Source organism: Acidovorax sp. 35-64-16 (assembly GCF_002281195.1).
GTDB lineage: Bacteria > Pseudomonadota > Gammaproteobacteria > Burkholderiales > Burkholderiaceae_C > Acidovorax > Acidovorax defluvii.
On the sequence record NZ_NCFM01000043.1, the window covers coordinates 1 to 24,128 of the forward strand.

A 24,128-nucleotide genomic window follows, 5' to 3' on the forward strand; every position below is an offset into this window, starting at 1 on the left:
GGCTTGAAAACCCCAGTCGCTACCAAACTGCACGGACCGGTCTGGCTGCCTTAAAGGCCGTCAAACTTTACCGCGATGGTCGAAAGGAAGATACAAGTCCCTTCGCGCCATCCCCCCCAAGGGGGACGCCGCCAGCGCGGCGGGGCGGCCCTTGCGCGTCGGCTGCTGGCCTCGGCCGCGCCAGTGTCACGGGCCACGGCCAGGTGGGGGACGCTCGTTCGTACCAGCAACTGCGAGCCACCCCTGGCGCAGGGCGGCACTGACATGCGCTTGTTGCTGGTCGAAGACGACGTCATGGTGGCCAGCGGCATCAAGCTGGGGCTTACCGATGCGGGTTATGCCGTCGATTGGGTGGGCAGTGGCGAGCGCGCTGAAGAAGTGCTGCGCACCGAGTCGTTTGATGCAGCCATCATCGACATTGGCCTGCCTGCCATGGATGGGCTCGAGCTCACGCGCCGCCTGCGCCGCCCCGGCATGGCCAGCCCCGCCATGCCGGTGCTGATTCTCACGGCCCGTGATGCCTTGCACGACCGAGTGCAGGGGCTGGACCTGGGCGCTGACGACTACATGGTCAAGCCCTTCGAGTTGCCCGAGCTGTTGGCGCGGTTGCGCGCGTTGTTGCGGCGCTCGCAGGCGGCCACCACGGCGGTGCTGAGTTTTGGCCCGCTCGAGCTCGACACGGCGGGGCGCCGCGCGAGCATCCGGTCGAACGACACCGAGCAGGTGATTGATCTCGGCCCGCGCGAATGGACGGTGCTGGAATACCTGCTGATCCACGCCCCCAAACCGGCCAGCAAAGACAAGCTGCTGCAGGCGCTGACCGGCTGGGACAAGGAAATCACGCCCAACGCTGTCGAGGTGTATGTGTCGCGGCTGCGCGGCAAGCTGGAGCCCCATGGCGTGGCCCTGCGCTCGATTCGCGGCTTTGGCTACCGGCTGGAATTGCAAGCGCAGTAAACCCGGGCACCACCATGCAGCGGCCCCGACTTCGCGCGATGACCTCCGATCTGCGCAACCGCCTGCTGATGCTGCTGGTGCTGCCCCTGATGGCGCTGGCCACGGTGGGCGTCTGGCTCGACTACCGCTCGGCGGACGAAGCCGCGGGGCGGCACGATCTGCGCCTGCTGCGCCTGCTGCCGGCCCTGGCCGATTCCGTGCTGGCCCCGCCTTTCCTCGACCGCGAACCGCCCTTGCTGCTGCTGGCACCGCCGGTAGAAGATTTCCTGCGCCAGAACGCGGGCTATGCGGCTTACAGCGTGCGCGATACCACGGGCCGGCTGCTGCTGGGAGATGGCTGGGTGCATGGCGGCGTGCCCACCACGCAGGCACCCGAGTTTCACAGCATGGAGTATGGCGGCGTCACCTACCGGGTGGCGGTGCAGCGCGGGCGCACGGGCGCCGGCGAGCTGGTGGTGGCGCTGGCCGATGGGTCGGATCCGCGCCAGCAATGGGCGCAGCAGTTGCTGATGCGGGTGCTGTTGCCCAACCTGGTGCTGGTGACGGCGGCGGGGCTGGCCATTCACTGGGCGGTGCGCCGGGCCTTCAAGCCGCTGGTGGACCTGGCGGATGCCGTGGAGCGTCGCTCCCCCCGCGATCTGAGCCCGATCGACGAAGCCGCATCGCCCTCCGAGGTGCGCCCTTTGGTGCACTCGCTCAACCGCCTGTTTGCCCTGGTGAACGCGCAGGCAGAGGGGCAGCGCCGCTTTGTGGCCGATGCGGCCCACCAGTTGCGCACGCCGCTGGCCGGCCTGCAGGCCCAAGTGGAGGCATGGGCCCTGATGGCGCGCGCCTCGGTGCCTGCGCCGTTGTCGCTGAATTTTGATAAAAAACACCCTCTAGCCCAACAACAGAAAGCGCAAGGCGCTATTGTTTTAGGAGTCGATGAAATCGAAAAGCTGCGCAACGCCACCCGGCGCACCTCGCAGCTGGCGCACCAGTTGCTGGCGCTGTCGCGCGCCGACGCGCGCAGCCTGGATGCCCAGCCTTCCCAGCGTGTGGATTTGAAGGATTTGTGCGAATCCCTGCTCGAAACCTTTCTGGATGCCGCCACGGGCAAGGGGCTCGACCTGGGGCTTGATGTGCAGTCGGTGCGGGTCACCGGTCATGGCTGGCTGCTGCGTGAATTGCTTTCCAATCTGGTGGACAACGCCATCAAGTACACGCCCGCTGGCGGGGTGGTCACCATTCGCTGCGGTGTGCGGCGCAACGCCATGAACCCTCCCCGGGTGTTTTTGCAGGTCGAAGACGATGGCCCCGGTGTCCCTGATGCCGAGCGCGGGCGCGTGACGCAGCGCTTTTATCGGGTTCCCGGCACGGTGGGCGAGGGCACTGGCCTGGGGCTGGCCATTGCCGACGAAATTGCCCGCGTGCACCACGCCGCACTCACACTGGGGGCTGGCAGCCAGGGTCGCGGGCTGGTGGTGGCTGTGGTGTTCCCGCCCGAGCCGCCGGTTGCCTGAGCCAGAGCCACCGGGCTAGACGCGCGCCAGACGCGTGCCGGGGGTGCCGAAGGGCTGTGCGAGAATCATTTTCATACATGATTTACGCCCTGCCCAAGATCGCCAAAAGCGCTCACTGCCCGTCCAGCAAGCCTTGGCCGTGCGGTTTTCTTGGGATCAGTGTTTCCATTCCTCCCCACCAGCATGTCTGAACTTTTGCCCATCCCCGAGCCAGTCACCACTGCCGATGTGGGCGACAGCCCAGTGGCGCGCAAGCGGCCCAAGCCCGGCGAGCGGCGCATGCAGATCCTGCAGGCGCTGGCCGAGATGCTGGAGCAGCCCGGGGCCGAGCGCATCACCACGGCGGCGCTGGCCGCGCGCCTGTCGGTAAGCGAGGCAGCCCTGTACCGCCACTTCGCCAGCAAGGCCCAGATGTTCGAGGGGTTGATCGATTTCATCGAGCAGGCCGTGTTCACGCGGGTGACGCAGATTGTCGGGCGCGACCCGGCCGATGCCGCGCAACCTGCCGAGGGCGGCGCCCACCAGGCAGCGCGCGTGGTGGCGCTGCTGCTGCAGTTTGGTGAGCGCAATCCGGGCCTGGTGCGCGTGATGGTGGGCGATGCGCTGGTGCTGGAGCACGAACGCCTTCAGCAGCGCATGAACCAGTTTTTCGAGCGCATCGAATCCTCGCTGCGCCAGTGCCTGCGCGCAGCAGCAGGCGCGGCAAGCTCCTCCACGCCCACGGTGGACGCCCAGGTAGCCGCCAGTGTGCTCACGGCCTTTGCGCAGGGCCGGTTGCAGCGCTACGCACGTTCGGGTTTTCGGCGATTGCCAACCGAGCGCTGCCGCCAGCAGCCCGGCCGCCCGCAGCATGGCGGTGGCGTGCGAACAACGCCCGGTGCGATAAGACCCAAATTGTTTGGGGGACTTTGGGCACCGGTTCAAAAATACTGCAAAATAGCACGAACGTTCGTTTTATTTTTGCGCATGCCTTCACCTACCCCATCTCGCCAAGTCACCCGTATCCCGCGCGCTACCAGCGGCACGGGCCGCGCGTTGCAAAAAGGCCAGCAAACCAAGGCCGTCATTGTGGATGCCGCCCTGGGTCTGGCAACGCACATTGGGCTGGAAGGGCTGTCGATTGGCGCGCTGGCCGATGTCACGGGCATGAGCAAGTCGGGCGTGTTTGCCCACTTTGGCTCGCGCGAAGAGCTGCAGATCTCGGTCATCCGTGAGTACCACAACCGGTTCGAGCAGGAAGTGTTCTATCCGGCCATGAGCTCACCGCGCGGCGTCGCCCGTTTGCGGGCCATGTTTGACAACTGGATGAAGCGCACCTCGATCGAAATCGACTCGGGCTGCATCTACATCAGCGGCGCCATCGAGTTTGGCGACCGCACAGGCCTGGTGCGCGATGCGCTGGTCAGCTCGGTCATGACCTGGCACGCCGCCATGAAGCGCGCCATCGAGCATTGCAAAGAGCTGGGCCAGCTGCGCGACGAGGTCAGCCCCGAGCAGATGCTTTTTGAAATCCACGGTCTCATCCTGGCACTGCACTACGAAGCGCGTTTTCTGCAAACCCCCGGGTCCATCGATCGGGCCATCACGGGGTTCAACAACATTCTGGCCCGCTGCAGCCAACCGGCTGCGGCAAAGGCCCTCACCCTTTCCACCCAAACCATCAAGGAGTAACCCCATGCCTACCTACACGCCGCCCCTGCGCGACATGCAATTCGTCATGCACGAAGTCTTCAAGGTCACCGACGAGTTCAAGGCCATGCCCCAGCATGCCGAGGTGGATGTGGACACGATCAACGCCGTGATCGAAGAGGCAGGCAAGTTCGCCTCCGAAGTGATCTTCCCGCTGAACATCAGTGGCGACACAGAAGGCTGCACGCTGGACAAAGTCACCCACGAGGTCAAGACCCCCACGGGTTTCAAGGAAGCCTACGACAAGTTCGTCGAAGGTGGCTGGGCGGCGCTCTCCTGCGACGCCGCCTACGGTGGCCAGGGCCTGCCCTTTGTGCTGAACCAGTGCCTGTACGAAATGATGAACTCGGCCAACCAGGCCTGGACCATGTACCCCGGCCTGAGCCACGGTGCCTACGAAGCCCTGCACGCGCACGGCACCGACGAGCAAAAGGCCCTGTACCTGCCCAAGCTGACCAGCGGTGAGTGGACCGGCACCATGTGCCTGACCGAACCCCATTGCGGCACCGATCTGGGCATGTTGCGCACCAAGGCCGAACCCCTGGCCGATGGCACCTACAAGATCACCGGCAACAAGATCTTCATCTCTGCGGGCGAGCACGCCATGGCCGCCAACATCGTGCACCTGGTGCTGGCCCGCCTGCCCGATGCGCCCAAGGGTAGCAAGGGCATCAGCCTGTTCGTCGTGCCCAAGTTCAACGTCAAGCCCGACGGCTCGTTGGGTGAGCGCAACCCCATCTACTGCTCGGGCCTGGAGCACAAGATGGGCATCCACGGCAACGCCACGGCACAGATCGCCATCGACGGCGCCATCGGCACCCTGGTGGGTCAGCCGCACAAGGGCCTGGCCGCCATGTTTGTGATGATGAACGCCGCCCGCCTGGGCGTGGGCAACCAGTCGCTGGGCCTGACCGAAGTGGCCTTCCAGAACGCGCTGGCCTACGCCAAGGACCGCATCCAGATGCGCAGCCTGTCGGGCACCAAGGCCAAGGACAAGGACGCTGACCCCATCATCGTGCACCCGGATGTGCGCAAGATGCTGCTCACCGCCAAGGCCTACGCCGAAGGCGCCCGCGCCCTGCAGATCTACTGCACGCTGCTGCTGGACAAGGCGCACAGCCACCCCGATGCAAAGGTGCGTGCCGAATCCGAAGAACTCGTGGCGCTGCTCACGCCCATCGTCAAGGCCTTCATCACCGACAACGGGCACACCGCCACCAACGCCTGCATGCAGGTCTACGGCGGCCATGGCTTCATCAAGGAATGGGGCATGGAGCAGTACGTGCGCGACAACCGCATCAACATGATCTACGAAGGCACGAACACCGTGCAGTCGCTCGATCTGCTGGGCCGCAAGATCCTGGGCAACAACGGCGCCACGCTCAAAAAGCTGGGCAAGCTGATTGGCAAGCTGGTGGAAGAAGAAGGCGTGAACGAAAAGATGGCCGAGTTCATCAACCCCGTGGCCTACCTGGGCGACCAGATGACCAAGTTCACCACCGAGATCGGTTTCAAGGGCCTGCAAAACCCCGACGAAGTGGGCGCTGCTGCCGTGGACTACCTGCGCGTGGCAGGCCACCTGGTGTTTGGCTACCTGTTTGCCCGCATGGCCCAGGTGGCACTGCGCGAAATCGCCGCCGGCAATACCGACCCGTTCTACGGCGCCAAGCTGCAGACGGCACGTTTCTACTTTGCCAAGCTGTTCCCCGAGACCGCCACGCTCATGCGCACGGCGCGTGCCGGCAGCAAGGTGCTCATGGACACCGACCTGGCCCTGGCCTGATACGGTGTTGCCGTCAAACGGGTAACGCCGTTGGGGCGCCGCACCGTGCTAGCGCATGGCCTTCGGCACCCCGGCTGGTTATCCGGTTGAATGCAAAGCCGGATGAATCCCCGCCAGCACGAATTTCAAGCCTTTTAGTACTGGAGCCCTTATGTATAAAGCGGTAGCAGCTATTATTATTGTAGCGTTTTCGGTGCCTGCATGGGCCCAGATGACACCCGAGGGTCTGTGGCGCAACATCGACGACAAGACCGGCGAGGCCAAGGCCGAAATCCGCATCCGCGATAACGCAGGTGCGCTGACCGGTGTGCTCGAAAAGCGCCTGGCCAAAGACGCCAAGCCCGACGACCTGTGCAAGGAATGCAGCGACGACCGCAAGGACAAGCCGCTCGTGGGCATGGAAATCATCCGGGGCGCCAAAAAGGCCGAAGGCAAGGATGTGTGGGAGGGCGGCAAGATTCTCGACCCCGAGAACGGCCGCAACTACACGCTGCGCATGACACCCGTCGAGGGCGGCAAAAAGCTCGAAGTGCGCGGCTCCATCGGGCCATTCGGCCGCACGCAGACCTGGGTCCGGGTCCAGTAACGGCCACTGCGTTGCCCGCGCACGGCGCGGCAACGCCACAACAAGGAACAAAAGACATGTCCCGATTTATCGAAACTCGCGCTACGGCTCGTTTTCAAGTGAAGAAAGTCGCCGTCCTCGGCGCAGGCGTGATGGGCGCGCAGATTGCTGCGCACCTGGTCAACGTCAAGGTGCCCGTGGTGCTGTTCGACCTGCCCGCCAAGGAAGGTGCCAAGAACGGTATCGTCACGCGCGCCATCGACAACCTCAAGAAGCTCAAGCCCGCGCCGCTGGGCGTGGCCGACGACGCCGCGCTGATCCAGCAGGCCAACTACGAAGAGCACCTGGAGCAGTTGCGCGACTGTGACCTCATCATCGAGGCCATCGCCGAGCGCATGGACTGGAAGCTCGATCTGTACACCAAGATCGCTCCGTTTGTTGCACCGCACGCCATCGTGGCGTCCAACACCTCGGGCCTGTCGATCACCAAGCTCAGCGAGGCGCTGCCCGAGAGCATCAAGCCGCGCTTTTGCGGCATCCACTTCTTCAACCCACCGCGCTACATGACGCTGGTGGAGCTGATCAACACCCCCACCACTGCCCCCGAGGTGCTCGACCAGCTCGAAGCCTTTGTGACCAGCGGCCTGGGCAAGGGCGTGGTGCGCGCGCACGACACGCCCAATTTCATCGCCAACCGCGTCGGCATTGCCGGCATGCTGGCCACCATGAAGGAAGTCGAGAACTTCGGCCTGACCTTTGACGTGGTGGACGACCTCACGGGCAAGAAGCTCGGTCGCGCCAGCAGCGGCACCTTCCGCACCGCCGACGTGGTGGGCCTGGACACCATGGCCCACGTCATCAGAACGCTGCAGGACAACCTCAACGAACAAAGCGATCCGTTCTACGGCAGCTTTGAAACGCCCGCCGTGCTGAAAAAGCTGCTGGAGCTGGGCAACCTGGGCCAGAAGACCAAGGCCGGTTTCTACAAAAAGGTGGGCCGCGATGTGCTGCGCTTTGACCTAGAGGCCGAAGAGTACGTGCCCGGCGGCCAGAAGGCCGACGAGGTGTATGGCCGCATGCTGAAAAAACCCGCTGCCGAGCGCCTGAAACTGCTGCGCAACGCTGAAGGCGCGCAGGGGCAGTTCCTCTGGGCCATCCTGCGCAACAGCTTCCACTATGCTGCTGTGCACCTGGGCACCATTGCCGACAACGCGCGCGACGTGGACTTGTGCCTGCGCTGGGGCTTTGGCATGAAGCAGGGCCCTTTCGAGCTGTGGCAGGAAGCCGGCTGGCTGGACGTAGCGAAGATGATCCAGGAAGACATCGACGCCGGCAAGGCATTGAGCAAGGCGCCGCTGCCCGAGTGGGTCTTCAAGGGCCCCGTGGCCGAGGCCGGTGGCGTGCACACCGCGCAAGGCTCGTGGAGCGCATCCGCTAACAAATTCATAGCGCGTCGCGCTTTGCCTGTCTACGCAAAGCAGCATTTCCCTGAAAAGCTGTTGGGCGAATCGCTGCCCGACTTCAAGACCGCCGGCAAGACGCTGCACGAAGACGACGCCATCCGCCTGTGGACGCTCGATGACGAGGTGCTGATTGCCAGCATCAAGACCAAGATGCACGCCATCAGCCCCGACGTGTGCGAGGGCCTGAACCTGGCCGTGGAAATGGCCGAGAAGGATTTCCGGGGTGTGGTCGTCTGGTCGGGCAACGAGCCGTTCAGCGTGGGCGCCGACCTGCAGGCCATGCTGCCGGCCTTCATGGTTGCCGGTGTCAGCGCGGTCGAGGGCGCAGAGCACGAAATGCAGCAGACCATGCTGCGCCTGCGCTACGCCAATGTGCCCGTGGTCTCTGCCATCCGTGGCATGGCCCTGGGCGGCGGCTGCGAGCTGGCCGTGCATTCGGCACGCCGCGTGGTGCACATGGAAAGCTACATCGGCCTCGTCGAGGTTGGCGTGGGCCTGGTGCCCGGCGCTGGCGGCCTGACCTACATCGCCCGCCGCGCGGCCGAGAACGCCGAGGCATCGACCGGCAAGGACATCCTGCCGTTCCTGACCGAAGGTTTCACCGCTGCCGCCATGGCCAAGGTGGGCACCAGCGCCCTCGAATCGCGCAAGCTGGGCTATGTGCTGCACAGCGATGTGATCGTGCCGCACAAGGACGAGCTGCTGTATGTGGCCATCAACGAAGCCAAGGCCATGGCCAACGGTGGCTGGCGTGCCCCGCACAAGCGCCTGTTCCCGGTGGCGGGCCGCAGTGGCATTGCCACCATCAAGGGCTCGCTGGTCAACATGCGCGACGGCGGCTTCATCAGCGCGCACGACTTCCATATCGCCAGCCTGATTGCCAACGTGGTGTGTGGCGGCGACGTGGACGCGGGCACGCTGGTGAGCGAGGAATACCTGATGGCACTGGAGCGCAAGGCGTTCTGCGCGCTCATCGAGCACCCCAAGACGCAAGAGCGCATCCTGGGCATGTTGTCCACCGGCAAGCCCGTACGCAACTGACCGCCCGCATGAGCGAACACGCCCCCAACAAACTGCAGCGCTCGCTGATGCGCCTGGACGAGGCCCCCGCTTTCATGCGGGGCTTTGTGCAGAACATCATCTTGCGCCGCGCCGTGCCGTTTACCGGCACGGCCGGGGTGCAGTTTGTGTCGCTGACGCCCGAGCGGGTGGAAGTGCGCCTGGCCAACGAGCACCGTGTGCGCAACCACATCGGCAGCGTGCATGCCTCCGCCATGAACCTGCTGGCCGAAACGGCCACGGGCATGGCGGTGGGCATGAACGTGCGCGACGACTGTCTGCCGCTGGCCAAAGAGTTGAGCATGGCGTTCAAAAAGCGCGCCACCGGTGCGCTCAAGGCCGTGGCCACGCTCACTGCAGAGCAGCGTGCGGCCATGCAGGCCAGCGACAAGGGCGAGGTTCAAGTCAAGGTCACCGTGACCGACGAAACCGGCGTGGAGCCGGTCGAATGTGCATTTACGTGGGCCTGGGTTCCATCCAGCCGCCCCGCCAAGAATTGAAGGAGTTTCACCATGGCCAAACAAGTCCAGGAAGCCTACATCGTCGCGGCTACGCGCACGCCCATCGGGCGCTCGCACCGCGGCTTCTTTCGCAATATGCGCCCCGATGACCTGCTGGCCACCACGCTCAAGGCAGCGCTGGCAGCCGCGCCCGGTCTCGACCCCGCAGCGATTGAAGACATCATTTGCGGCTGCGCCATCCCCGAGGCGCAGCAGGGTCTGAACGTGGCGCGCATTGGCGCCGTGCTGGCGTGCCTGCCCACCAGCGTGGGCGGCATCACCGTGAACCGCTTTTGCGCATCGGGCCTGTCGGCCGTGCAGATGGCGGCCGACCGCATCCGCGTGGGCGAGGCCGAAGTCATGATCGCCGCCGGTGTGGAAAGCATGAGCATGGTGCCCATGATGGGCAACTCGCCCAGCCTGTCGCCCACCATTTTTGAGCGCGAAGGCGACGTGGGTATTGCCTACGGCATGGGCCTCACGGCCGAGAAGGTGGCCCAGCAGTGGAAGGTCAGCCGCGAAGCGCAGGACGAATTTGCGCTGCAGTCGCACCTGAAAGCCCTGGCCGCGCAAAAGGCCGGTTACTTTGCCGACGAGATCACGCCCATCGAAGTGACCGACCGCACGGCCAACCTGGAAACCGGTGAATCCATCGCCCGCACCCGCACCGTGAGCCTGGACGAAGGCGCGCGCGCTGACACGTCGCTGGAAGGCCTGGCCAAGCTGCGCACCGTGTTTGCGGCACGCGGCTCTGTCACGGCGGGCAACAGCTCGCAGACCAGCGATGGCGCAGGGGCCCTGATCCTGGCCAGCGAATCGGCGGTGAAGCGCTTTGGCCTCACGCCGCTGGCGCGTTTTGTGAGCTACGCCGCCAAGGGCGTGCCACCGCACATCATGGGCATTGGCCCCATCGAGGCGATCCCTGCGGCGCTGCGCTATGCCGGCCTCAAGCACCAGGACATCGACTGGTTCGAGCTGAACGAAGCGTTTGCCGCGCAGTCGCTGGCGGTGATGAACACGCTGGGGCTGGATGCGTCCAAGGTCAACCCGATGGGCGGCGCGATTGCGCTGGGGCATCCGCTGGGGGCTACCGGTGCCATCCGGTCGGCGACGGTGGTGCATGCATTGAAGCGCAACAAGCTCAAGTACGGCATGGTGACCATGTGTGTAGGCATGGGACAAGGCGCCGCCGGCATCTTCGAATCTGTTTGAGTTGACTGGCTACCGAGCGGGCGATCTGCGTCGTTGGGCGGTGCTCGCCATCCTCACGTACCGCAAGTACGTTCCGGTGGCTCCGCTCCGTCCGCCTAGCAGCTCATCCCGCTCGCTACGCCCTTGATGGGGGGTTGGGGGCATGAGCAGGGATAGGCAGGTCGGGTTTGGCAGCTCAGTGCGCCCCCGACTGTTCGGGCTGAGCTTGTCGATGCCAGGGCGCTGCCTCCGCCACCGTTCCGGTTGTCGAAGTCCGGTTCCAGGGCGTGGCAGGTGTTTTCATTTCAAACCGGCACAGATCGGTGTTGAGCCAGGAGACAGACATGAACAAGCAAACCTTGCAGGTGAACGGCGCCGTAGTCCTGGCACTGCGCGTGTACGAACCCGCAGGCGCTGCCCGTGCCAGTGTCGTCATTGGCGGGGCCATGGGCGTGCGGCAGTCGTTTTACGAGGCCTTTGCACGCTGGATGGCGCAGCAGGGGTTTCGGGTCACCACGTTTGACTACCGGGGCCATGGCGATTCGCTGCACGGGGCCATGCGCGATGTGAATGCCGATCTGTTTGACTGGGCGCAGGACTACGAGGCGGTGATCTCTGCGGCCAAGGCCGCGCTGCCCATGCAGCCCTTGTACCTGCTGGGCCATAGCCTGGGCGCGCAACTGCCGGGCCTGCTCAGGAAGCCCGGGCAGGTCGATGGCCTGCTCAGCGTGGCGGCGGGCAGTGGCTACTGGCGCGATAACGCGCCGAAGCTCCGGCGCGTCGTTCCGTATTTCTGGTGGGTGCTGGTGCCGCTGGCTACGCGGCTGTGCGGGTATTTCCCGGGGCGTGCGCTCAAGAAGGTGGGCGACCTGCCGGCCGGGGTGATCCTGCAGTGGCGCCGCTGGTGCCTGCACCCGGCCTATAGCGTGGGGGCCGAGGGGCCTGACGTGGCACGGCGCTATGGCGCGGTGCGGTTTCCGGTGCTGGCCTTGTCGATGGCCGACGATGAGCTGATGACGCTGCGCGGCACGCACAACCTCGTCAACCTGTATGCCAACACCGAGCGCCGGGTGGAGAGCATCTCCCCGGCAGAGCTCAAAGTGCGGCACATCGGGCATTTCGGGTTTTTTCGCGACCAGTTCCGCCAGAGCCTGTGGCCGCGCGCGGTGGCGGCGCTGGCCCAGCTGGGTGGCGGTGCGGCGGTGGGCACACCAGTCGCCGGTACGACGCTTTAGCGCCCCATTTCGCGGCACACTTGCGGCATGACTTCATCCATCCATCCATTGGACGAGGCGCTTGCGCTGACGTCTTCGTCGCCCGGCCAGTACACGGGCCAGACCCATCCCGGTTACTGGAACATGGTGGGCCCCTTTGGCGGCGTGACGGCGGCCACGCTGCTGCAGGCCGTGATGCAGCACCCCCAGCGCCTGGGTGATCCGCTGTCGCTCACCGTCAACTATGCGGGCGCCCTGGTGGCCGGGCCCTTCACGGTGCAGGCAACGCCGGTGCGCACCAACCGCTCAACCCAACACTGGACGCTGTCGATCCTGCAGGCCGACGCCGAGGGCGCCCAGGTGGTCACCACCACGGCCACCGCAGTGACGGCCGTGCGCCGCGATACCTGGAGCGCGGGCGACGTGCCCATGCCCGGCGTGCCGCAGCCGGCCGATCTGCCCGCCATTCCCCCGGGCTTTGGCTCGGAGTGGCTCAGCCGCTACGAGATGCGGCCCGTCACCGGGACGCTGCCGCGCGCCTGGGACGGCAGCGGCGACCACAGCCTGACCCAGCTGTGGATGCGCGATGCGCCCCCGCGCCCGCTTGATTTTTGCGCGCTGGCGGCGCTGGCCGACGTGTTCTTTCCCCGCGTCTGGTTGCGCCGCGCGCACCGGGTGCCGGCGGGCACCGTGTCGATCACGGTGTATTTCCATGCGAGTGCGGCACAGTTGCAGGAGACCGGCATGGGCTACCTGCTGGGTCAGGCGCGCGGGCAAGAGTTTCGCAACGGGTTTTTTGACCAGACCGTGCAGCTGTGGAACGAGGCGGGCACCATGCTGGCCACCAGCCACCAGATCGTTTATTACAAGGAATGAAGGGCGGGCCACCTTGCCGCAACAAGGCCCTGCCTGTCATCACGTCCCCCTCAGACCTCACAAAATGACCACCATGACCGAAGCCACCCAAGACATCCTCGTGCACACCGAAGCGGGCGTGACCACCATCACCTTCAACCGCGTGGACAAGAAAAACTCCATCACGACCCGCATGTATGCCGCCATGGCCGATGCGCTGGCCGCCGCCGAAGCCGACGCCAGCGTGCGCGCGGTGGTGTTCCAGGGCGATGTGGCGGTTTTCAGCGCCGGCAACGACATTGGCGACTTTCTGCAGCAGCCGCCCGCTACCCAGGATTCGCCGGTGTTCCGCTTCTTGCGCGGCCTGGCGGCTTTTCCCAAGCCGGTGATTGCGGCAGTGTGCGGCCCTGCGGTAGGCATTGGCACCACCATGCTGTTCCACTGTGATCTGGTCTATGCGGGCGACAACGCAGCGTTCTCCATGCCCTTCGTTAACCTGGGCCTGTGCCCCGAAGCCGCATCGAGCCTGCTGGTGCCGCAAATGATGGGCTACCACCGCGCCGCCGAAGCCCTGCTGCTGGGCGAGCCCTTCATGGCCGAGGCGGCGCTGGAAGTGGGCCTGGTCAACCGCGTGGTGCCGCCCACCGAATGCAATGGCGTGGCCCAGACGCAGGCGCGCAAGCTGGCCGCCAAGCCGCTGTCGGCACTGATCGAAACCAAACGCCTCATGAAAAAGGGCCAGGCCCCGCAGGTGCAAGCCGTGATGGCCGAAGAAGGCGCCAGCTTTGGCCGCATGCTGCGCGAGCCCGCAGCCCGCGAAGCCTTTGGCGCGTTCATGGCGAAACGCAAGCCCGACTTCAGCAATTGCTGAAGTCCGCGCGGTCTGAGGGCTGCCTCGGGCCGTGTGCACTGGTGCCTGATCGTGGGCGTTGATGTGAATGAAAATAGCGTCAAGCGCTTATTGCGCATTGGTTTATAGCTATTAATAAAGTAGCATTGTGCATGAGGGCGCCAAGCCCCGCGCACCTGCTGCCCCAAGGACCCCATGACAAAAACCGTGATACCGCCCGTCGAGTTTGAGCCGGAGTTCATTGCCGGAGTGAAAACCATCTTTGAGGAAAAGATTGTTTTCAACCATGTGCTGGGCCTGAAGGTGGTGAGCCTGGCGCCCGAGCGTGTGGTGGCCCGCATCGACATGAAGCCCGAGCTGGTGGGGCACTATGCCTACAACCGCATTCATGGTGGTGTGATCAGCGCGGGGCTCGATGCCATGGGCGGTCTGGCCGTGATGGCTGCCATTGGCGCGCGCCACATGGACGAGACGCCCGAGCAGCGCCTGCACCGCTTTGCCCGGCTGGGCACCATCGACTTGCGCGTGGACTATCTGCGGCCTGGCATTGGCAGCCATTTCGAGCTGCGCGCCGAGGTGCTGCGCCTGGGCTCGCGCGTGGCCACCACGCGCATGGAGTTTTTCGGGCCCGACGGCGTGCTCATGTCGGCGGGCGCCGCAGCCTACATCGTGTCCTGAACCGGCCGCAGCGGGTGTGCCCATGCAAGTGGTGCAAGTGCATGCAACCATCGAACGATTTGGTTACCGAACTTGCGTGAGACGGCAGGTTGAAATGCCCCTGCGCTCCTACGATCCCTTCTTTTCAAGGAGATCCGATGGCCGTGCAGAACCCTTTTTTTGGCAAACGCGAACCCGAAACTTTTCAGCCCCGCCACACAACGGTCACCCCCAGCAGCAGTGTGAACAGTGTGGCCCCCACTAGCGCCAGCACCAGCGCCGCCACTGCGACCGCAGCAGCGGCCAAGGCACCAGCAGAAAACAGTGGCAGCAAGCTCACTGTGGGCCCCAACATCAAGCTCAAGGGGGTCGAGATCACCGATTGCGACACCCTGGTGGTGGAAGGCACGGTGGAAGCCACCATGGACTCGCGGGTCATCCAGATTGCCGAGCAGGGCGCGTTTCGTGGTTCGGCCGACATCGATATCGCCGAAATCCGTGGTGAATTCAATGGCACGCTCACCGTGCGCGACAAGCTGGTGATCTTTGGCACCGGCCGGGTCAGCGGGAAAATCCGCTATGGCAAGCTGGTGGTGGAAGAGGGCGGCCAGTTGTCGGGCGAAATCGCGGTGGGTGTGGGCACCAGCGCCAGTGCCCGCCCGGCGGCCGCAGCGCGGTCCGTGGAGGTGCCGGTGCCTGCGGTGGCGCTGGCCTGAAGCGAAGCGCCCGATCGGGGCTGAGCCTGCGCCCATGGCATGGGCGCAACGCGCTCAGGAATGCACCGGCACCGGGCGCGGCCGGCCATCGGCGTCGATGGCCACATAGGTCAGGCGCGCTTCGGTCACTTTCAGGTATTTGCCCTGGTCCGAGAACCGCTCAGCATACACCTCGACTTCCACCGTGATGGATGTGCGGCCAATGCGCGTGACGGCGGCGAAGAACGACAGGATGTCTCCCACCCGCACCGGTTGCTTGAAGATGAACTCGTTCACGGCCACGGTGGCCATGCGGCCCTTGATGTAGCGCGCGGGCAGCACCGAACCGGCCAGATCGACCTGCGCCATCACCCAGCCGCCGAAGATGTCGCCGTTGGCGTTGCTGTCGGCAGGCATGGGTATGACCTTCAGAACAAGTTCATGGCTGGAGGGCAACGCGGGCGCGGCAAGGACGGGCAAGTCGGTCATAGGCACAATCTCGGTAAAACAACTATCGGAATTGTCCTTCATGCGCCACTACGGCGAGCCTTCTCCTCCCCCCTCTGCCACCAATCCCGCGCAAAAGCGCTCTGACTGGGCCACGCTTTCCCGCCTTCTGCCCTATTTGTGGCAATACAAGTGGCGCGTTGTGCTGGCCATCGTGTTCATGGTGGGCGCCAAGGTTGCCAACGTGGGCGTGCCGGTGCTGCTCAAAAACCTGGTCGATGCCATGACGATCAAGCCCGGCGACCCCGTTGCCGTGCTGGTGGTGCCGGCGGGGCTGCTGCTGGCCTACGGGCTTTTGCGCCTGTCCACCTCGCTGTTCACCGAGCTGCGCGAACTGGTGTTTTCCAAGGCCACGCAGGGCGCGGCGCGCTCGATTGCGCTGCAAACTTTTGAACACCTGCACGCTTTAAGCCTGCGCTTTCACCTGGAGCGCCAGACCGGCGGCATGACGCGCGACATCGAGCGCGGCGTGCGCGGCATCGAGTCGCTGATCTCGTTCACACTGTTCAACATTGGCGCCACCCTGATCGAAGTGGCCATGGTGCTGACGGTGCTGGCGGTCAAGTTTGACGCCTGGTTTGCCTGGATCACGCTGGCCGCGCTGGCCTGCTACATCACCTTCACGGTGCTGCTGACCGAGTGGCGCACCAAGTTTCGTCGGGAGGCCAACGAGTTTGATTCGGCTGCGCACAGCAAGGCGGTGGATTCGCTGCTCAATTACGAAACCGTCAAGTATTTCAACAACGAAGGCTTCGAGGCCCGCCGCTACGACGAAAGCCTTCAGCGCCTGCGCGCCGCACGCCTGAAGGCGCAAAGCTCGCTCTCGCTGCTCAACACGGGCCAGCAGCTCATCATTGCCACGGGCCTGGTGGCCATGCTCTGGCGCGCCACGCAGGGCGTTGTCGATGGCCGCATGACGCTGGGCGACCTGGTCATGGTCAACGCCTTCATGATCCAGCTCTACATTCCGCTGAGCTTTCTGGGTGTGATTTACCGCGAGATCAAGCAGAGCCTGACCGACCTGGACAAGATGTTCACCCTCATGGACCGCGAGCGCGAGGTGGCCGATGCCCCCGGCGCGCAGCCGCTGGTGGGGCTGGCCCAGCCCACGGTGCGTTTTGAGAATGTGCAATTTGCCTACGACCCGGCGCGGCCCATCCTCAAGGGCATCAGCTTCGAGATTCCCGCAGGCAAGACGGTGGCCGTGGTGGGTCCCTCGGGCTCGGGCAAGTCCACGCTGGCGCGGCTGCTGTTTCGGTTCTATGACATCCAGCAGGGCCGCATCACCATGGCGGGGCAGGAAATCCGCGACGTGACGCAGGCCAGCCTGCGCTCGTGCGTCGGCATCGTGCCGCAGGACACCGTGCTTTTCAACGACACCGTGGCCTACAACATCGCCTACGGCCGCCCGGGCGCGAGCCAGGCCGAAATCGAGGACGCCGCCCGCGCAGCCCGCATCCACGACTTCATCACCTCCACGCCCAAGGGCTACGCCACGATGGTGGGTGAGCGCGGCCTCAAGCTTTCAGGCGGCGAGAAGCAGCGCGTGGCCATTGCACGCACGCTGCTGAAAAACCCGCCCGTGCTGATTTTTGACGAGGCCACATCGGCACTCGATTCGGCCAACGAGCGCGCCATCCAGGCCGAGCTGCAAAGCGCCGCGCGCAACCGCACCACGCTGCTCATCGCCCACCGCCTGTCCACCGTGGTCGATGCGCACCAGATCCTGGTGATGGACGCCGGCCAGATCGTCGAGCGCGGCACGCACAGTGAGTTGCTCGCGCTGGGCGGGCGTTATGCCAGCATGTGGGCGCTGCAGCAAAGCGATCCGTCGGCGTGATTCTTATAAAAACCCTCCTATGAAACCTGTCCTTTTGGCCATCACCGTGCTCACCGACGGGCACCGCGCGCAGATCGCACAGTCCTTCGAGCTCCTCTACGCGCCCGAACCTGCCCAGGCTTTTGAAGCCATCGCCCGCCACGGCGCCCGTGTGCAGGCCGTGCTCACCATCGGCTCCATCGGCCTGTCGGCCGCGCAGATGGATGCGCTGCCGCAGCTGCAACTGGTTTGCGCACTGGGTGCGGGCTACGAGAACATCGACCTGGCTCACGCCCGGGGATGTGGCATCGCCCTGGCCAACGGCGCGGGTACCAACGACGACTGCGTGGCCGACCACGCTTTCGGGCTACTCATTGCCACCGTGCGCGGCATCGTGCAGCTCGATGCGCGCACCCGCGAAGGTGTGTGGCGCACCGCGCTGCCGCTGCCGCCCAACGTCTCGCACAAGCGCCTGGGCATCCTGGGCCTGGGCACCATCGGCCGCAAGATCGCGCAGCGCGCCCTGGGCTTTGAGATGGAGGTGGGCTACTGCAACCGCAGCCCCAAGGGCGACCTGCCCTATCGCTACTTCGACAGCCTGCAGGCCCTGGCCGCGTGGTGCGATGTGCTCGTCATCGCCACCCCCGGCGGGCCGGGCACGCGCCACCTGGTCGATGCAGACATTTTGCAGGCGCTGGGCGAACACGGCTGGCTGGTCAATATCGCGCGTGGCAGCGTGGTGGACACCGCCGCGCTAGCCCGGGCGCTGCGCACCCACGCCATCGCCGGTGCAGGCCTCGACGTGTACGAGAGCGAGCCCGCACCGCCCGCCGAACTCATCGCTCTGTCCAACGTGGTGCTCACGCCGCATGTTGCAGGCTGGTCGCCCGAGGCGGTGCAGAACTCGGTGGACCGCTTCATCGCGAACGCCACGCGCCACTTCGCAGGGCAGCCCATGGTGTCGCCGATCTAATTCGATTTTGAGCTCAATCGGCCTCTAGCGCTTATGGAATAAGCGCAAGAAGCTATGAAAAAATGAGCATCGGAGGGCGGCACATGGACATCAAGGCACTGCAAACCCGCCTGCGCGAATTCGCCGCTGCGCGCGATTGGCAGCCCTACCACGCGCCCAAGAACCTGGCGATGGCGCTGATGGTGGAGGCGGCGGAGCTGCTGGAGCTGTTCCAGTGGCAGACCCTCACCGAATCGCGCGGCTTCACGCGCAACGCGCCCGACAAGGAGCGCGTGGCCGATGAGATTGCCGACGTGCTGCTGTACCTGCTGCAACTGGCCGACCACACCGATGTGGACGTGGAACAGGCGGTGGAGCGCAAGCTGCGCAAGAACGCCCAGAAGTACCCGGCCAAGCACCCCGAACCGCCGCCCGCCGCGCCTGCGCCCACGCCCGAGTCGGGGCCCGCAGCGTCCAAGGTGCATCTGCTGGTCGATTGGGAAAATGTGCAGCCGACCGGACATGCGCTTCAGGCGCTTGTGCCCGAGGGCAGCGATGTGTGGCTGTTTCATGGACCTCACCAGAAAGTGGACGACACCGGCCACCGGCAGGCCTTTGGCGAGAGCGTCACCCAGGTGCCTCGCTCTGGTACTGGCAGGAATGCACTGGATTTTCAGCTCAGCTATTACGTGGGCTACATCGCGGCACGCCAGCCCAATGCCCGTTTCGTCGTCATCGCAAACGACCAGGGCTACGACCCGATGCTGGAGCATGCGCGCGAGCTGGGGTTTGATGCCCGTCGCTGCACCCACCACAAGGCCGCGAAGCAGCCGCTCGCACCGCAGCCGGCCGCGCCGGTCGTGCCACCACCCGCGCCGGTAGCGGAGGTGAAGCTAGACAAGAAGAAAGCCGCCACCAAAGCAGCACCGGTCAGCACCAAAGCCACGCGCCAAGATATGCAGCAACTGCTGAAACTTCTGGATGGTTTGGCGGTGTCCGAGCGTCCGACGCGCAAGGACATGTTTGTGGCCCTGTTGCAGAATCACCTGGGTGAGACCAGCGGGCAGTCGCTGCGCGTTGCCCATGCGCTAGCGCAGTTGCAGGCGCTCAAACGGGTCACTGTGAAGAAGGACGTGGTGAGTTATCCATCGCCTGAACGCGCGCCAGCGCCTGCCAAGAAGGCGGCTGATCCTGCAGTGTCCAAGGTTGCCGCCCCCAAGCCCACGGCGGCCAAGGTGGCGCAAGCGGTACTCGCCAGCTTGCAGAAGATGCCCAAGAACAAACCCACGCGCGTCACGGGTCTGCTCAAGTTCATCGAAACGCACGCGGCCAAGGCGGGCGACCCGCACTCTATGGCCCGGCAGGTCTGCGCCTTGCTGCAGGCGCGCCAACAGGTGGCGCTCTCGCCTGACGGCAAGGGCGTCACCTATCCAGGGTTGAAAGCAAAAAGAGCTGCCAGCGCTTGATGGATAAGCGCTGACAGCTCTTGTTTTTATAGCGTTACTTCTTGCGCGCCGCAATCGCCTTCTCGGCCATGTTCACCAGGTCGGCACCGATCTGACCCTTCCACTTCTCGACCACGGGGCGCGTGGCCTTCACGAAGGCTTCGCGCTCGGCGGGGCTCAGTTGCGTCACGGTCACGCCGTGGCTGGCGATCTCTTTGAGCAGCGGCTTGTCGGCTTCGATCACGCCCTTGCGCGCAATGGCGATCTGCTCCTTGCCGGCGTCGATCGCCGCCTGCTTCACGATCTCGCGGTCGGCGGGGGTCCAGCTGTTCCAGATGTCCTTGTTGACCACAAAGATCAGCGGATCATTCATGTAGCCCCACAGCGTCAGGTGCTTTTGCGCCACGGTATAGAGCTTGGCGGCCATGTAGACCGACAGCGGGTTTTCTTGCCCGTCCACGGCGCTGCTGGCCATGGCGGGCTGGGCGTCGGCCCAGCTCATCTGTGTGGGGTTGGCGCCCAGGGCGGTGAAGGTGTCCAGGAACAGCGGCGAGCCCACCACGCGGATCTTCATGCCCTTGAGGTCTTCGGGTGACTTGATGGCCTTCTTGGAGTTGGAGATTTCGCGGTATCCGTTTTCGCCCCAGGCCAGCGGCACCACGCCCGCCTTGTCCAGGGTCTGGAACAGGCTCTTGCCCACGTCACCCTGGGTGAGTGCGTCTGCAGCGGCGTAGTCGGGCATCAGGAAGGGCAGCGAGAACAGGTTGAGCTGCTTGACCTGGGGCGACCAGTTGATGGTCGAACCCACCGCCATGTCGATCACGCCCTGGCGCAGCGCAGAAAATTCACGCGTCTGGTCGCCCTGGATCAGCGAGACGCCGGGGTACAGCTTGATGTTGATGCGGCCATTGGTGCGCTCGCGCACCTTGTTGGCCCACAGCTCGCCGCCCTTGCCCCAGGGGAAAGCGGTGCCCAGCACCAGCGACATGCGGTATTCGCTCTTGTACGCGGTTTGCGCCAGGGCGGCAGGGGCGGTGAAGGCGAGGGCGGCGGCGGCAGCCACGGCGGAAGTGAGGAAGGTACGCAGTTTCATCGGGTCAGTCTCCTTGTTAGAAATCAATCAGTAGCCCATTTTGGCGGGCAGCCACAGGGCGAGTTGGGGGAAAGCGATCACGGCCACCATCACCAGGAACATGGCCAGCAGCATCCAGCCGACCCAGCGCACGGTGGATTCCATGCGCACGCCGGCGATGCGGCACGACACCATCAGGTTCACGGCCAGCGGTGGTGTGAACTGGCCTAAAGCGACCTTGAGCGTGAGGATCACACCGAACCATACCGGGTCCCACTGGTAGTGCTGCATGATGGGCAGCAGCAGCGGCACGAAGATCAAAAAGATCGAAATGCCGTCGAGGAACATGCCCACGGTGACCAGCAGCACGATCAGCAGTGCCAGCACGCCGTATTCGCCCAGGCCCGAGTTCACGATGGCGTTGGCCACGGGGTCGATCACGCCCAGGGTGGACAGTGAATAGGCAAAAATGCCGGCCAGCGACACCACGAGCAGGATCACTGCCGACAGCTCGCCCGATTCACGCAGGATGGGGAACAGGTCGCGCACAGAGATGGTGCGGTGGACCACCATGCCTACGAACAGGCCGTAGAAAACCGCCACCACGGCGGCCTCGGTGGGTGTGAACCAGCCCGCACGCATGCCGCCCAGAATCAGCACCGGCGCGGCCAGGCCCCACAGGGCTTCGCGCAGGCTTTTCCAGAACGGTGGGCGCGGCATGGTGGCTTCCAGATGGCCCATCTTGTGCCGGCGCGCCATCCACACGGCGGGAACGATCAGTGCAAAGCCGGCCAGGATGCCGGGGATCATGCCCGCCGCAAACAGCGCAGGCACCGAGGCACCGGGCACCAGCACCGAGTAGATGATGAAGGCGACCGAGGGCGGGATCAGGATGTCGGTGGCCGCTGCGGCCCCCACCACGCTGGCCGAGAACGAGGGCGGGTAGCCCGCGCGCGACATGGCCGCAATCATCACCCCGCCCACGGCAGCTGCGTTGGCCGGGCCCGAGCCCGAGATGCCGCCCAGGAACATGGCCACGGCAATGGCCACCAGCGGCAGCATGCCGGGGCCGCGCCCGACCATGGCCACGGCGAAGTTGACGAGGCGCAGCGCGACGCCCGAGCGGTCGAAGATGGAGCCCACCAGCACAAACATCGGAATCGCCAGCAGCGGGTATTTGCCCAGCCCGGCATAAAAGTTTTGCGGCACGGCCAGCAGACCGAACCACTGGCTGTCGGCATTGGCCAGCGCGATGGCGGCGGCACCGGCCAGGCCGAGCGCGGCGCCGATGGGCACGCCCATCAACATCATGGCCAAAAAGGCCACGAACAGCAGGGTGGCGATCATGCCTGGAAGTCTCCGTGGTGGTCTGCGGGCGGTGCCTGGCGGCTGCGCCGGACGAACAGGCCGATGGCGCGCGCGGCGATCAGCGCTGAAATCACGGGCAGCCAGATCGAATACCACCACTGCGGCAGGCCGATGCCGGGCGAGGTTTCGCCAAAGCGGTAGTCGTCCCACACCATGCGCACGCTGAGCACGGCAATCAAGGCGAACAGCAGGGCCACCAGCAGCGCGCCACATTGCGCCAGCAGCTTGCGGCGGGCATCAGAGCCGCCTTCGGCAAAGTACTCGATGCGGATGTGCTGGTCGCGTGCCACGGCGGCAGAGCCGGCCACCAGCGCCAGCACGATCATCAGAAAGACCGAAATCTCTTCGGTCCAGGCAAACGAGGAATTGGTGAAGTAGCGCACCAGCACGTTGGCGAAGGTGATGAGGGCCAGCGCCGCCATCACGATCACCGTGAGCCAGTCTTCGATGCGCAGCGAGCGGGGGGCGTTGTCTTCAGGCGCCGGGGACGCAGGGGCAGAAGCCGTCGGCCCGGGAGGGGAGGAGGGTGGCATGGGGGCAGAGTCTCGGGGAAACAAACATGGCGAATGCTGTCGCTCTGCCCGGCGGTGTTGTGCACCAGGGGCCTGGACGGCGCGCGCTGTGGGCGCGGCCACCTATTATGGGGTGTGTTGATATGCATGCACACCTTCGGGCAGTGCCGTCGGTGCCATCGGTGCGCGCGGATAATGCGGCGATGGAAACCAAGTGGCTTGAGGATTTTGTCAGCCTGGCGGAGACCCGCAGCTTTAGCCGGTCCGCCCAGTTGAGGCATGTAACGCAACCGGCTTTTTCGCGCCGCATCCAGGCGCTGGAGGCGTGGGCAGGGACCGATCTGGTCGATCGCAGTTCCTACCCCACGCGCCTGACCCCGGCGGGCAAGACGCTGTACGACCAGGCGCTGGAAATGCTGCAGGCCATGCAGAACACGCGTGCCATGCTGCGCACGCACACCAGCGCGGGCAAAGACATGATCGAGTTCGCGGTGCCGCACACGCTGGCATTCACTTTCTTTCCGGCGTGGGTCTCGAGCCTGCACGAGAAATTTGGTCCCTTCAAAAGCCGCCTCATCGCGCTCAATGTGCACGATGCGGTGATGCGCCTGGTGGAGGGAGGGTGCGACCTGATGATTGCCTACCACCATTCGTCGCAGCCTTTTCAGCTGGATGCCGACCGCTATGAGATGGTGAGCCTGGGCCAGGAGGTGCTTTCGCCTTACAGCAAGGCCGATGCCGACGGACAGCCCCTGTTCCGACTGCCCGGCCGTGTCGGCCAGCCGCTGCCTTATCTGGGCTATGCGCCAGGTGCCTATCTGGGGCGCATGACCGAGCTCATCCTCAAAGAGTCGGGCACCGCCATCCATCTGGAGCGGGTCTATGAAACCGACATGGCCGAAGGCCTCAAGGCCATGGCACTGGAAGGCCATGGCGTGGCGTTTCTTCCGCACAGCGCCGTTAAAAAAGACGTGCGCGCGCGCAAGCTGGTAAGCGCGGAACCCCCGGACCACACGGGCTTGCAGATCGTGATGGATGTCCGCGCCTACCGTGAAAAACCCAGCGCAAAAGAGGCCCCCAAAGGCACGGCGCAAGCTTTATGGGCGTATTTGCAGGGTTTGGGCTGATGCCCAAGGTGAATGCGGATATAAACTCAGTAGTGTCCGGCTTATTTGATGCTGAAGGGCGGCAACGCCAGTATTGAAGCGGGTTTCAGAGGATTCATGGGTGTCCACGATTTGAATTTCGTTTAGCTCATTTGCGATGCTCGCGGGTTTCAACAACCCGGAGTGGCGCATGAATGTGGGCAAGACGCTGTTCGCACAGGTAATGGAGTTCGTGCCTTGGAAGACCTTCTCGCGCATCATCGACCGCCACGATGGCGATGCAGGTGTTCGCACCCTGGGATGCGCAGACCTGTTTCGTGTCATGGCGTTCTCCCAGCTCACATGGCGCGAATCGCTGCGCGACATC

Annotated in this window: 22 protein-coding genes and 2 pseudogenes; 20 read left to right on the forward strand and 4 right to left on the reverse strand. The window is 64.8% G+C overall.

What is annotated here, in order from left to right; translation table 11 throughout:
• Positions 1 to 264 precede the first annotated feature (264 nt).
• The 14 genes and pseudogenes from B7Y64_RS16920 (at position 265) to B7Y64_RS16985 (ending at position 15,001) form a co-directional block, all read left to right on the forward strand.
• Positions 265 to 957 carry a response regulator transcription factor gene (locus tag B7Y64_RS16920; protein ID WP_024813011.1) on the forward strand — a complete coding sequence of 231 codons (693 nt, stop codon included), beginning with the start codon at positions 265 to 267 and terminating at the stop codon, positions 955 to 957.
• A 38-nt stretch (positions 958 to 995) separates the two neighbouring features.
• A complete protein-coding gene (locus B7Y64_RS16925; protein ID WP_291325490.1) occupies positions 996 to 2,459 on the forward strand; it encodes a sensor histidine kinase in 1,464 nt (487 codons plus the stop codon).
• Positions 2,460 to 2,642: 183 nt separating this feature from the next.
• Positions 2,643 to 3,281 (forward strand): annotated as a pseudogene (gene slmA, locus B7Y64_RS16930) (nucleoid occlusion factor SlmA); the annotation flags it as partial.
• A 144-nt stretch (positions 3,282 to 3,425) separates the two neighbouring features.
• A complete protein-coding gene (locus B7Y64_RS16935) occupies positions 3,426 to 4,130 on the forward strand; it encodes a TetR/AcrR family transcriptional regulator (RefSeq protein ID WP_024813008.1) in 705 nt (234 codons plus the stop codon).
• A 4-nt stretch (positions 4,131 to 4,134) separates the two neighbouring features.
• The gene (locus B7Y64_RS16940; protein WP_291329454.1) at positions 4,135 to 5,931 is read left to right on the forward strand and encodes an acyl-CoA dehydrogenase C-terminal domain-containing protein; all 1,797 of its coding nucleotides are present in this window, start codon (positions 4,135 to 4,137) and stop codon (positions 5,929 to 5,931) included.
• Between the two features lie 151 nt (positions 5,932 to 6,082).
• A complete protein-coding gene (locus B7Y64_RS16945) occupies positions 6,083 to 6,517 on the forward strand; it encodes a DUF2147 domain-containing protein (protein ID WP_291329455.1) in 435 nt (144 codons plus the stop codon).
• A 56-nt stretch (positions 6,518 to 6,573) separates the two neighbouring features.
• Entirely contained in the window at positions 6,574 to 9,000 is a 2,427-nt protein-coding gene (locus tag B7Y64_RS16950) for a 3-hydroxyacyl-CoA dehydrogenase/enoyl-CoA hydratase family protein (protein WP_291329457.1), read from the forward strand.
• A gap of 8 nt (positions 9,001 to 9,008) precedes the next feature.
• Positions 9,009 to 9,518 carry a DUF4442 domain-containing protein gene (locus B7Y64_RS16955; protein WP_024813004.1) on the forward strand — a complete coding sequence of 170 codons (510 nt, stop codon included), beginning with the start codon at positions 9,009 to 9,011 and terminating at the stop codon, positions 9,516 to 9,518.
• 12 nt (positions 9,519 to 9,530) lie between these two features.
• On the forward strand, positions 9,531 to 10,730 hold the full coding sequence (locus B7Y64_RS16960; RefSeq protein ID WP_291329459.1) for an acetyl-CoA C-acyltransferase: 1,200 nt from the start codon (positions 9,531 to 9,533) through the stop codon (positions 10,728 to 10,730).
• Positions 10,731 to 11,053: 323 nt separating this feature from the next.
• Positions 11,054 to 11,944, forward strand: a complete 891-nt coding sequence (locus B7Y64_RS16965) for an alpha/beta fold hydrolase (RefSeq protein WP_291329461.1) — start codon at positions 11,054 to 11,056, stop codon at positions 11,942 to 11,944.
• 27 nt (positions 11,945 to 11,971) lie between these two features.
• Entirely contained in the window at positions 11,972 to 12,799 is an 828-nt protein-coding gene (locus B7Y64_RS16970) for a thioesterase family protein (RefSeq protein WP_024813001.1), read from the forward strand.
• Positions 12,800 to 12,872: 73 nt separating this feature from the next.
• Complete coding sequence (locus B7Y64_RS16975) at positions 12,873 to 13,649, forward strand: enoyl-CoA hydratase (protein WP_024813000.1); 777 nt, start codon at positions 12,873 to 12,875, stop codon at positions 13,647 to 13,649.
• Between the two features lie 174 nt (positions 13,650 to 13,823).
• On the forward strand, positions 13,824 to 14,306 hold the full coding sequence (locus B7Y64_RS16980) for a thioesterase family protein (RefSeq protein WP_024812999.1): 483 nt from the start codon (positions 13,824 to 13,826) through the stop codon (positions 14,304 to 14,306).
• Between the two features lie 137 nt (positions 14,307 to 14,443).
• Positions 14,444 to 15,001 (forward strand): polymer-forming cytoskeletal protein, encoded by a 558-nt coding sequence (locus B7Y64_RS16985; RefSeq protein WP_024812998.1) that lies wholly within the window; start codon positions 14,444 to 14,446, stop codon positions 14,999 to 15,001.
• Between the two features lie 54 nt (positions 15,002 to 15,055).
• On the opposite strand, the gene B7Y64_RS16990 is transcribed toward B7Y64_RS16985, so the two are convergent.
• Positions 15,056 to 15,469: an acyl-CoA thioesterase gene (locus B7Y64_RS16990; protein WP_024812997.1), complete on the reverse strand. Its 414-nt coding sequence runs from the start codon at positions 15,467 to 15,469 to the stop codon at positions 15,056 to 15,058.
• A 40-nt stretch (positions 15,470 to 15,509) separates the two neighbouring features.
• Between B7Y64_RS16990 and B7Y64_RS16995 the strand changes: the two genes are divergently transcribed.
• The 4 genes and pseudogenes from B7Y64_RS16995 (at position 15,510) to B7Y64_RS17010 (ending at position 19,724) form a co-directional block, all read left to right on the forward strand.
• A complete protein-coding gene (locus B7Y64_RS16995; RefSeq protein WP_291329464.1) occupies positions 15,510 to 17,327 on the forward strand; it encodes an ABC transporter ATP-binding protein/permease in 1,818 nt (605 codons plus the stop codon).
• A 19-nt stretch (positions 17,328 to 17,346) separates the two neighbouring features.
• On the forward strand, positions 17,347 to 18,279 hold the full coding sequence (locus B7Y64_RS17000) for a 2-hydroxyacid dehydrogenase (RefSeq protein ID WP_291326203.1): 933 nt from the start codon (positions 17,347 to 17,349) through the stop codon (positions 18,277 to 18,279).
• An 83-nt stretch (positions 18,280 to 18,362) separates the two neighbouring features.
• A pseudogene (locus tag B7Y64_RS17005) lies at positions 18,363 to 18,668 on the forward strand (nucleotide pyrophosphohydrolase); the annotation flags it as partial.
• A complete protein-coding gene (locus tag B7Y64_RS17010) occupies positions 18,642 to 19,724 on the forward strand; it encodes a PIN domain-containing protein (RefSeq protein WP_366444465.1) in 1,083 nt (360 codons plus the stop codon). The pseudogene B7Y64_RS17005 and the gene B7Y64_RS17010, both read left to right, overlap by 27 nt.
• Positions 19,725 to 19,758: 34 nt before the next feature.
• On the opposite strand, the gene B7Y64_RS17015 is transcribed toward B7Y64_RS17010, so the two are convergent.
• The 3 genes from B7Y64_RS17015 to B7Y64_RS17025 are packed head-to-tail and all read right to left on the reverse strand — an operon-like array spanning position 19,759 to position 22,676.
• Positions 19,759 to 20,796 carry a DctP family TRAP transporter solute-binding subunit gene (locus B7Y64_RS17015; RefSeq protein WP_291326201.1) on the reverse strand — a complete coding sequence of 346 codons (1,038 nt, stop codon included), beginning with the start codon at positions 20,794 to 20,796 and terminating at the stop codon, positions 19,759 to 19,761.
• A gap of 27 nt (positions 20,797 to 20,823) precedes the next feature.
• A complete protein-coding gene (locus B7Y64_RS17020) occupies positions 20,824 to 22,122 on the reverse strand; it encodes a TRAP transporter large permease (RefSeq protein ID WP_291326199.1) in 1,299 nt (432 codons plus the stop codon).
• Positions 22,119 to 22,676 (reverse strand): TRAP transporter small permease, encoded by a 558-nt coding sequence (locus tag B7Y64_RS17025; protein ID WP_024812991.1) that lies wholly within the window; start codon positions 22,674 to 22,676, stop codon positions 22,119 to 22,121. Before B7Y64_RS17025 ends, B7Y64_RS17020 begins: the two co-directional genes overlap by 4 nt.
• Positions 22,677 to 22,858: 182 nt before the next feature.
• Between B7Y64_RS17025 and B7Y64_RS17030 the strand changes: the two genes are divergently transcribed.
• Positions 22,859 to 23,782, forward strand: coding sequence for a LysR family transcriptional regulator (locus B7Y64_RS17030; RefSeq protein WP_024812990.1), 924 nt, complete (start codon positions 22,859 to 22,861; stop codon positions 23,780 to 23,782).
• A gap of 169 nt (positions 23,783 to 23,951) precedes the next feature.
• A partial coding sequence (locus B7Y64_RS17035) for a DUF4372 domain-containing protein (RefSeq protein WP_291329466.1) occupies positions 23,952 to 24,128 on the forward strand: 177 nt, incomplete at its 3' end.

Coding starts and splice junctions, on each gene's coding strand:
- B7Y64_RS16920 (WP_024813011.1), top strand. CDS start 265: ATGCGCTTGTTGCTGGTCGAAGACGACGTCATGGTGGCCAGCGGCATC.
- B7Y64_RS16995 (WP_291329464.1), top strand. CDS start 15,510: ATGCGCCACTACGGCGAGCCTTCTCCTCCCCCCTCTGCCACCAATCCC.
- B7Y64_RS16980 (WP_024812999.1), top strand. CDS start 13,824: ATGACAAAAACCGTGATACCGCCCGTCGAGTTTGAGCCGGAGTTCATT.
- B7Y64_RS16985 (WP_024812998.1), top strand. CDS start 14,444: ATGGCCGTGCAGAACCCTTTTTTTGGCAAACGCGAACCCGAAACTTTT.
- B7Y64_RS16925 (WP_291325490.1), top strand. CDS start 996: ATGACCTCCGATCTGCGCAACCGCCTGCTGATGCTGCTGGTGCTGCCC.
- B7Y64_RS16965 (WP_291329461.1), top strand. CDS start 11,054: ATGAACAAGCAAACCTTGCAGGTGAACGGCGCCGTAGTCCTGGCACTG.
- B7Y64_RS16935 (WP_024813008.1), top strand. CDS start 3,426: ATGCCTTCACCTACCCCATCTCGCCAAGTCACCCGTATCCCGCGCGCT.
- B7Y64_RS16990 (WP_024812997.1), bottom strand. CDS start 15,469: ATGACCGACTTGCCCGTCCTTGCCGCGCCCGCGTTGCCCTCCAGCCAT.
- B7Y64_RS17030 (WP_024812990.1), top strand. CDS start 22,859: ATGGAAACCAAGTGGCTTGAGGATTTTGTCAGCCTGGCGGAGACCCGC.
- B7Y64_RS17015 (WP_291326201.1), bottom strand. CDS start 20,796: ATGAAACTGCGTACCTTCCTCACTTCCGCCGTGGCTGCCGCCGCCGCC.
- B7Y64_RS17000 (WP_291326203.1), top strand. CDS start 17,347: ATGAAACCTGTCCTTTTGGCCATCACCGTGCTCACCGACGGGCACCGC.
- B7Y64_RS16950 (WP_291329457.1), top strand. CDS start 6,574: ATGTCCCGATTTATCGAAACTCGCGCTACGGCTCGTTTTCAAGTGAAG.
- B7Y64_RS17020 (WP_291326199.1), bottom strand. CDS start 22,122: ATGATCGCCACCCTGCTGTTCGTGGCCTTTTTGGCCATGATGTTGATG.
- B7Y64_RS16970 (WP_024813001.1), top strand. CDS start 11,972: ATGACTTCATCCATCCATCCATTGGACGAGGCGCTTGCGCTGACGTCT.
- B7Y64_RS16975 (WP_024813000.1), top strand. CDS start 12,873: ATGACCGAAGCCACCCAAGACATCCTCGTGCACACCGAAGCGGGCGTG.
- B7Y64_RS16960 (WP_291329459.1), top strand. CDS start 9,531: ATGGCCAAACAAGTCCAGGAAGCCTACATCGTCGCGGCTACGCGCACG.
- B7Y64_RS16955 (WP_024813004.1), top strand. CDS start 9,009: ATGAGCGAACACGCCCCCAACAAACTGCAGCGCTCGCTGATGCGCCTG.
- B7Y64_RS17025 (WP_024812991.1), bottom strand. CDS start 22,676: ATGCCACCCTCCTCCCCTCCCGGGCCGACGGCTTCTGCCCCTGCGTCC.
- B7Y64_RS16945 (WP_291329455.1), top strand. CDS start 6,083: ATGTATAAAGCGGTAGCAGCTATTATTATTGTAGCGTTTTCGGTGCCT.
- B7Y64_RS16940 (WP_291329454.1), top strand. CDS start 4,135: ATGCCTACCTACACGCCGCCCCTGCGCGACATGCAATTCGTCATGCAC.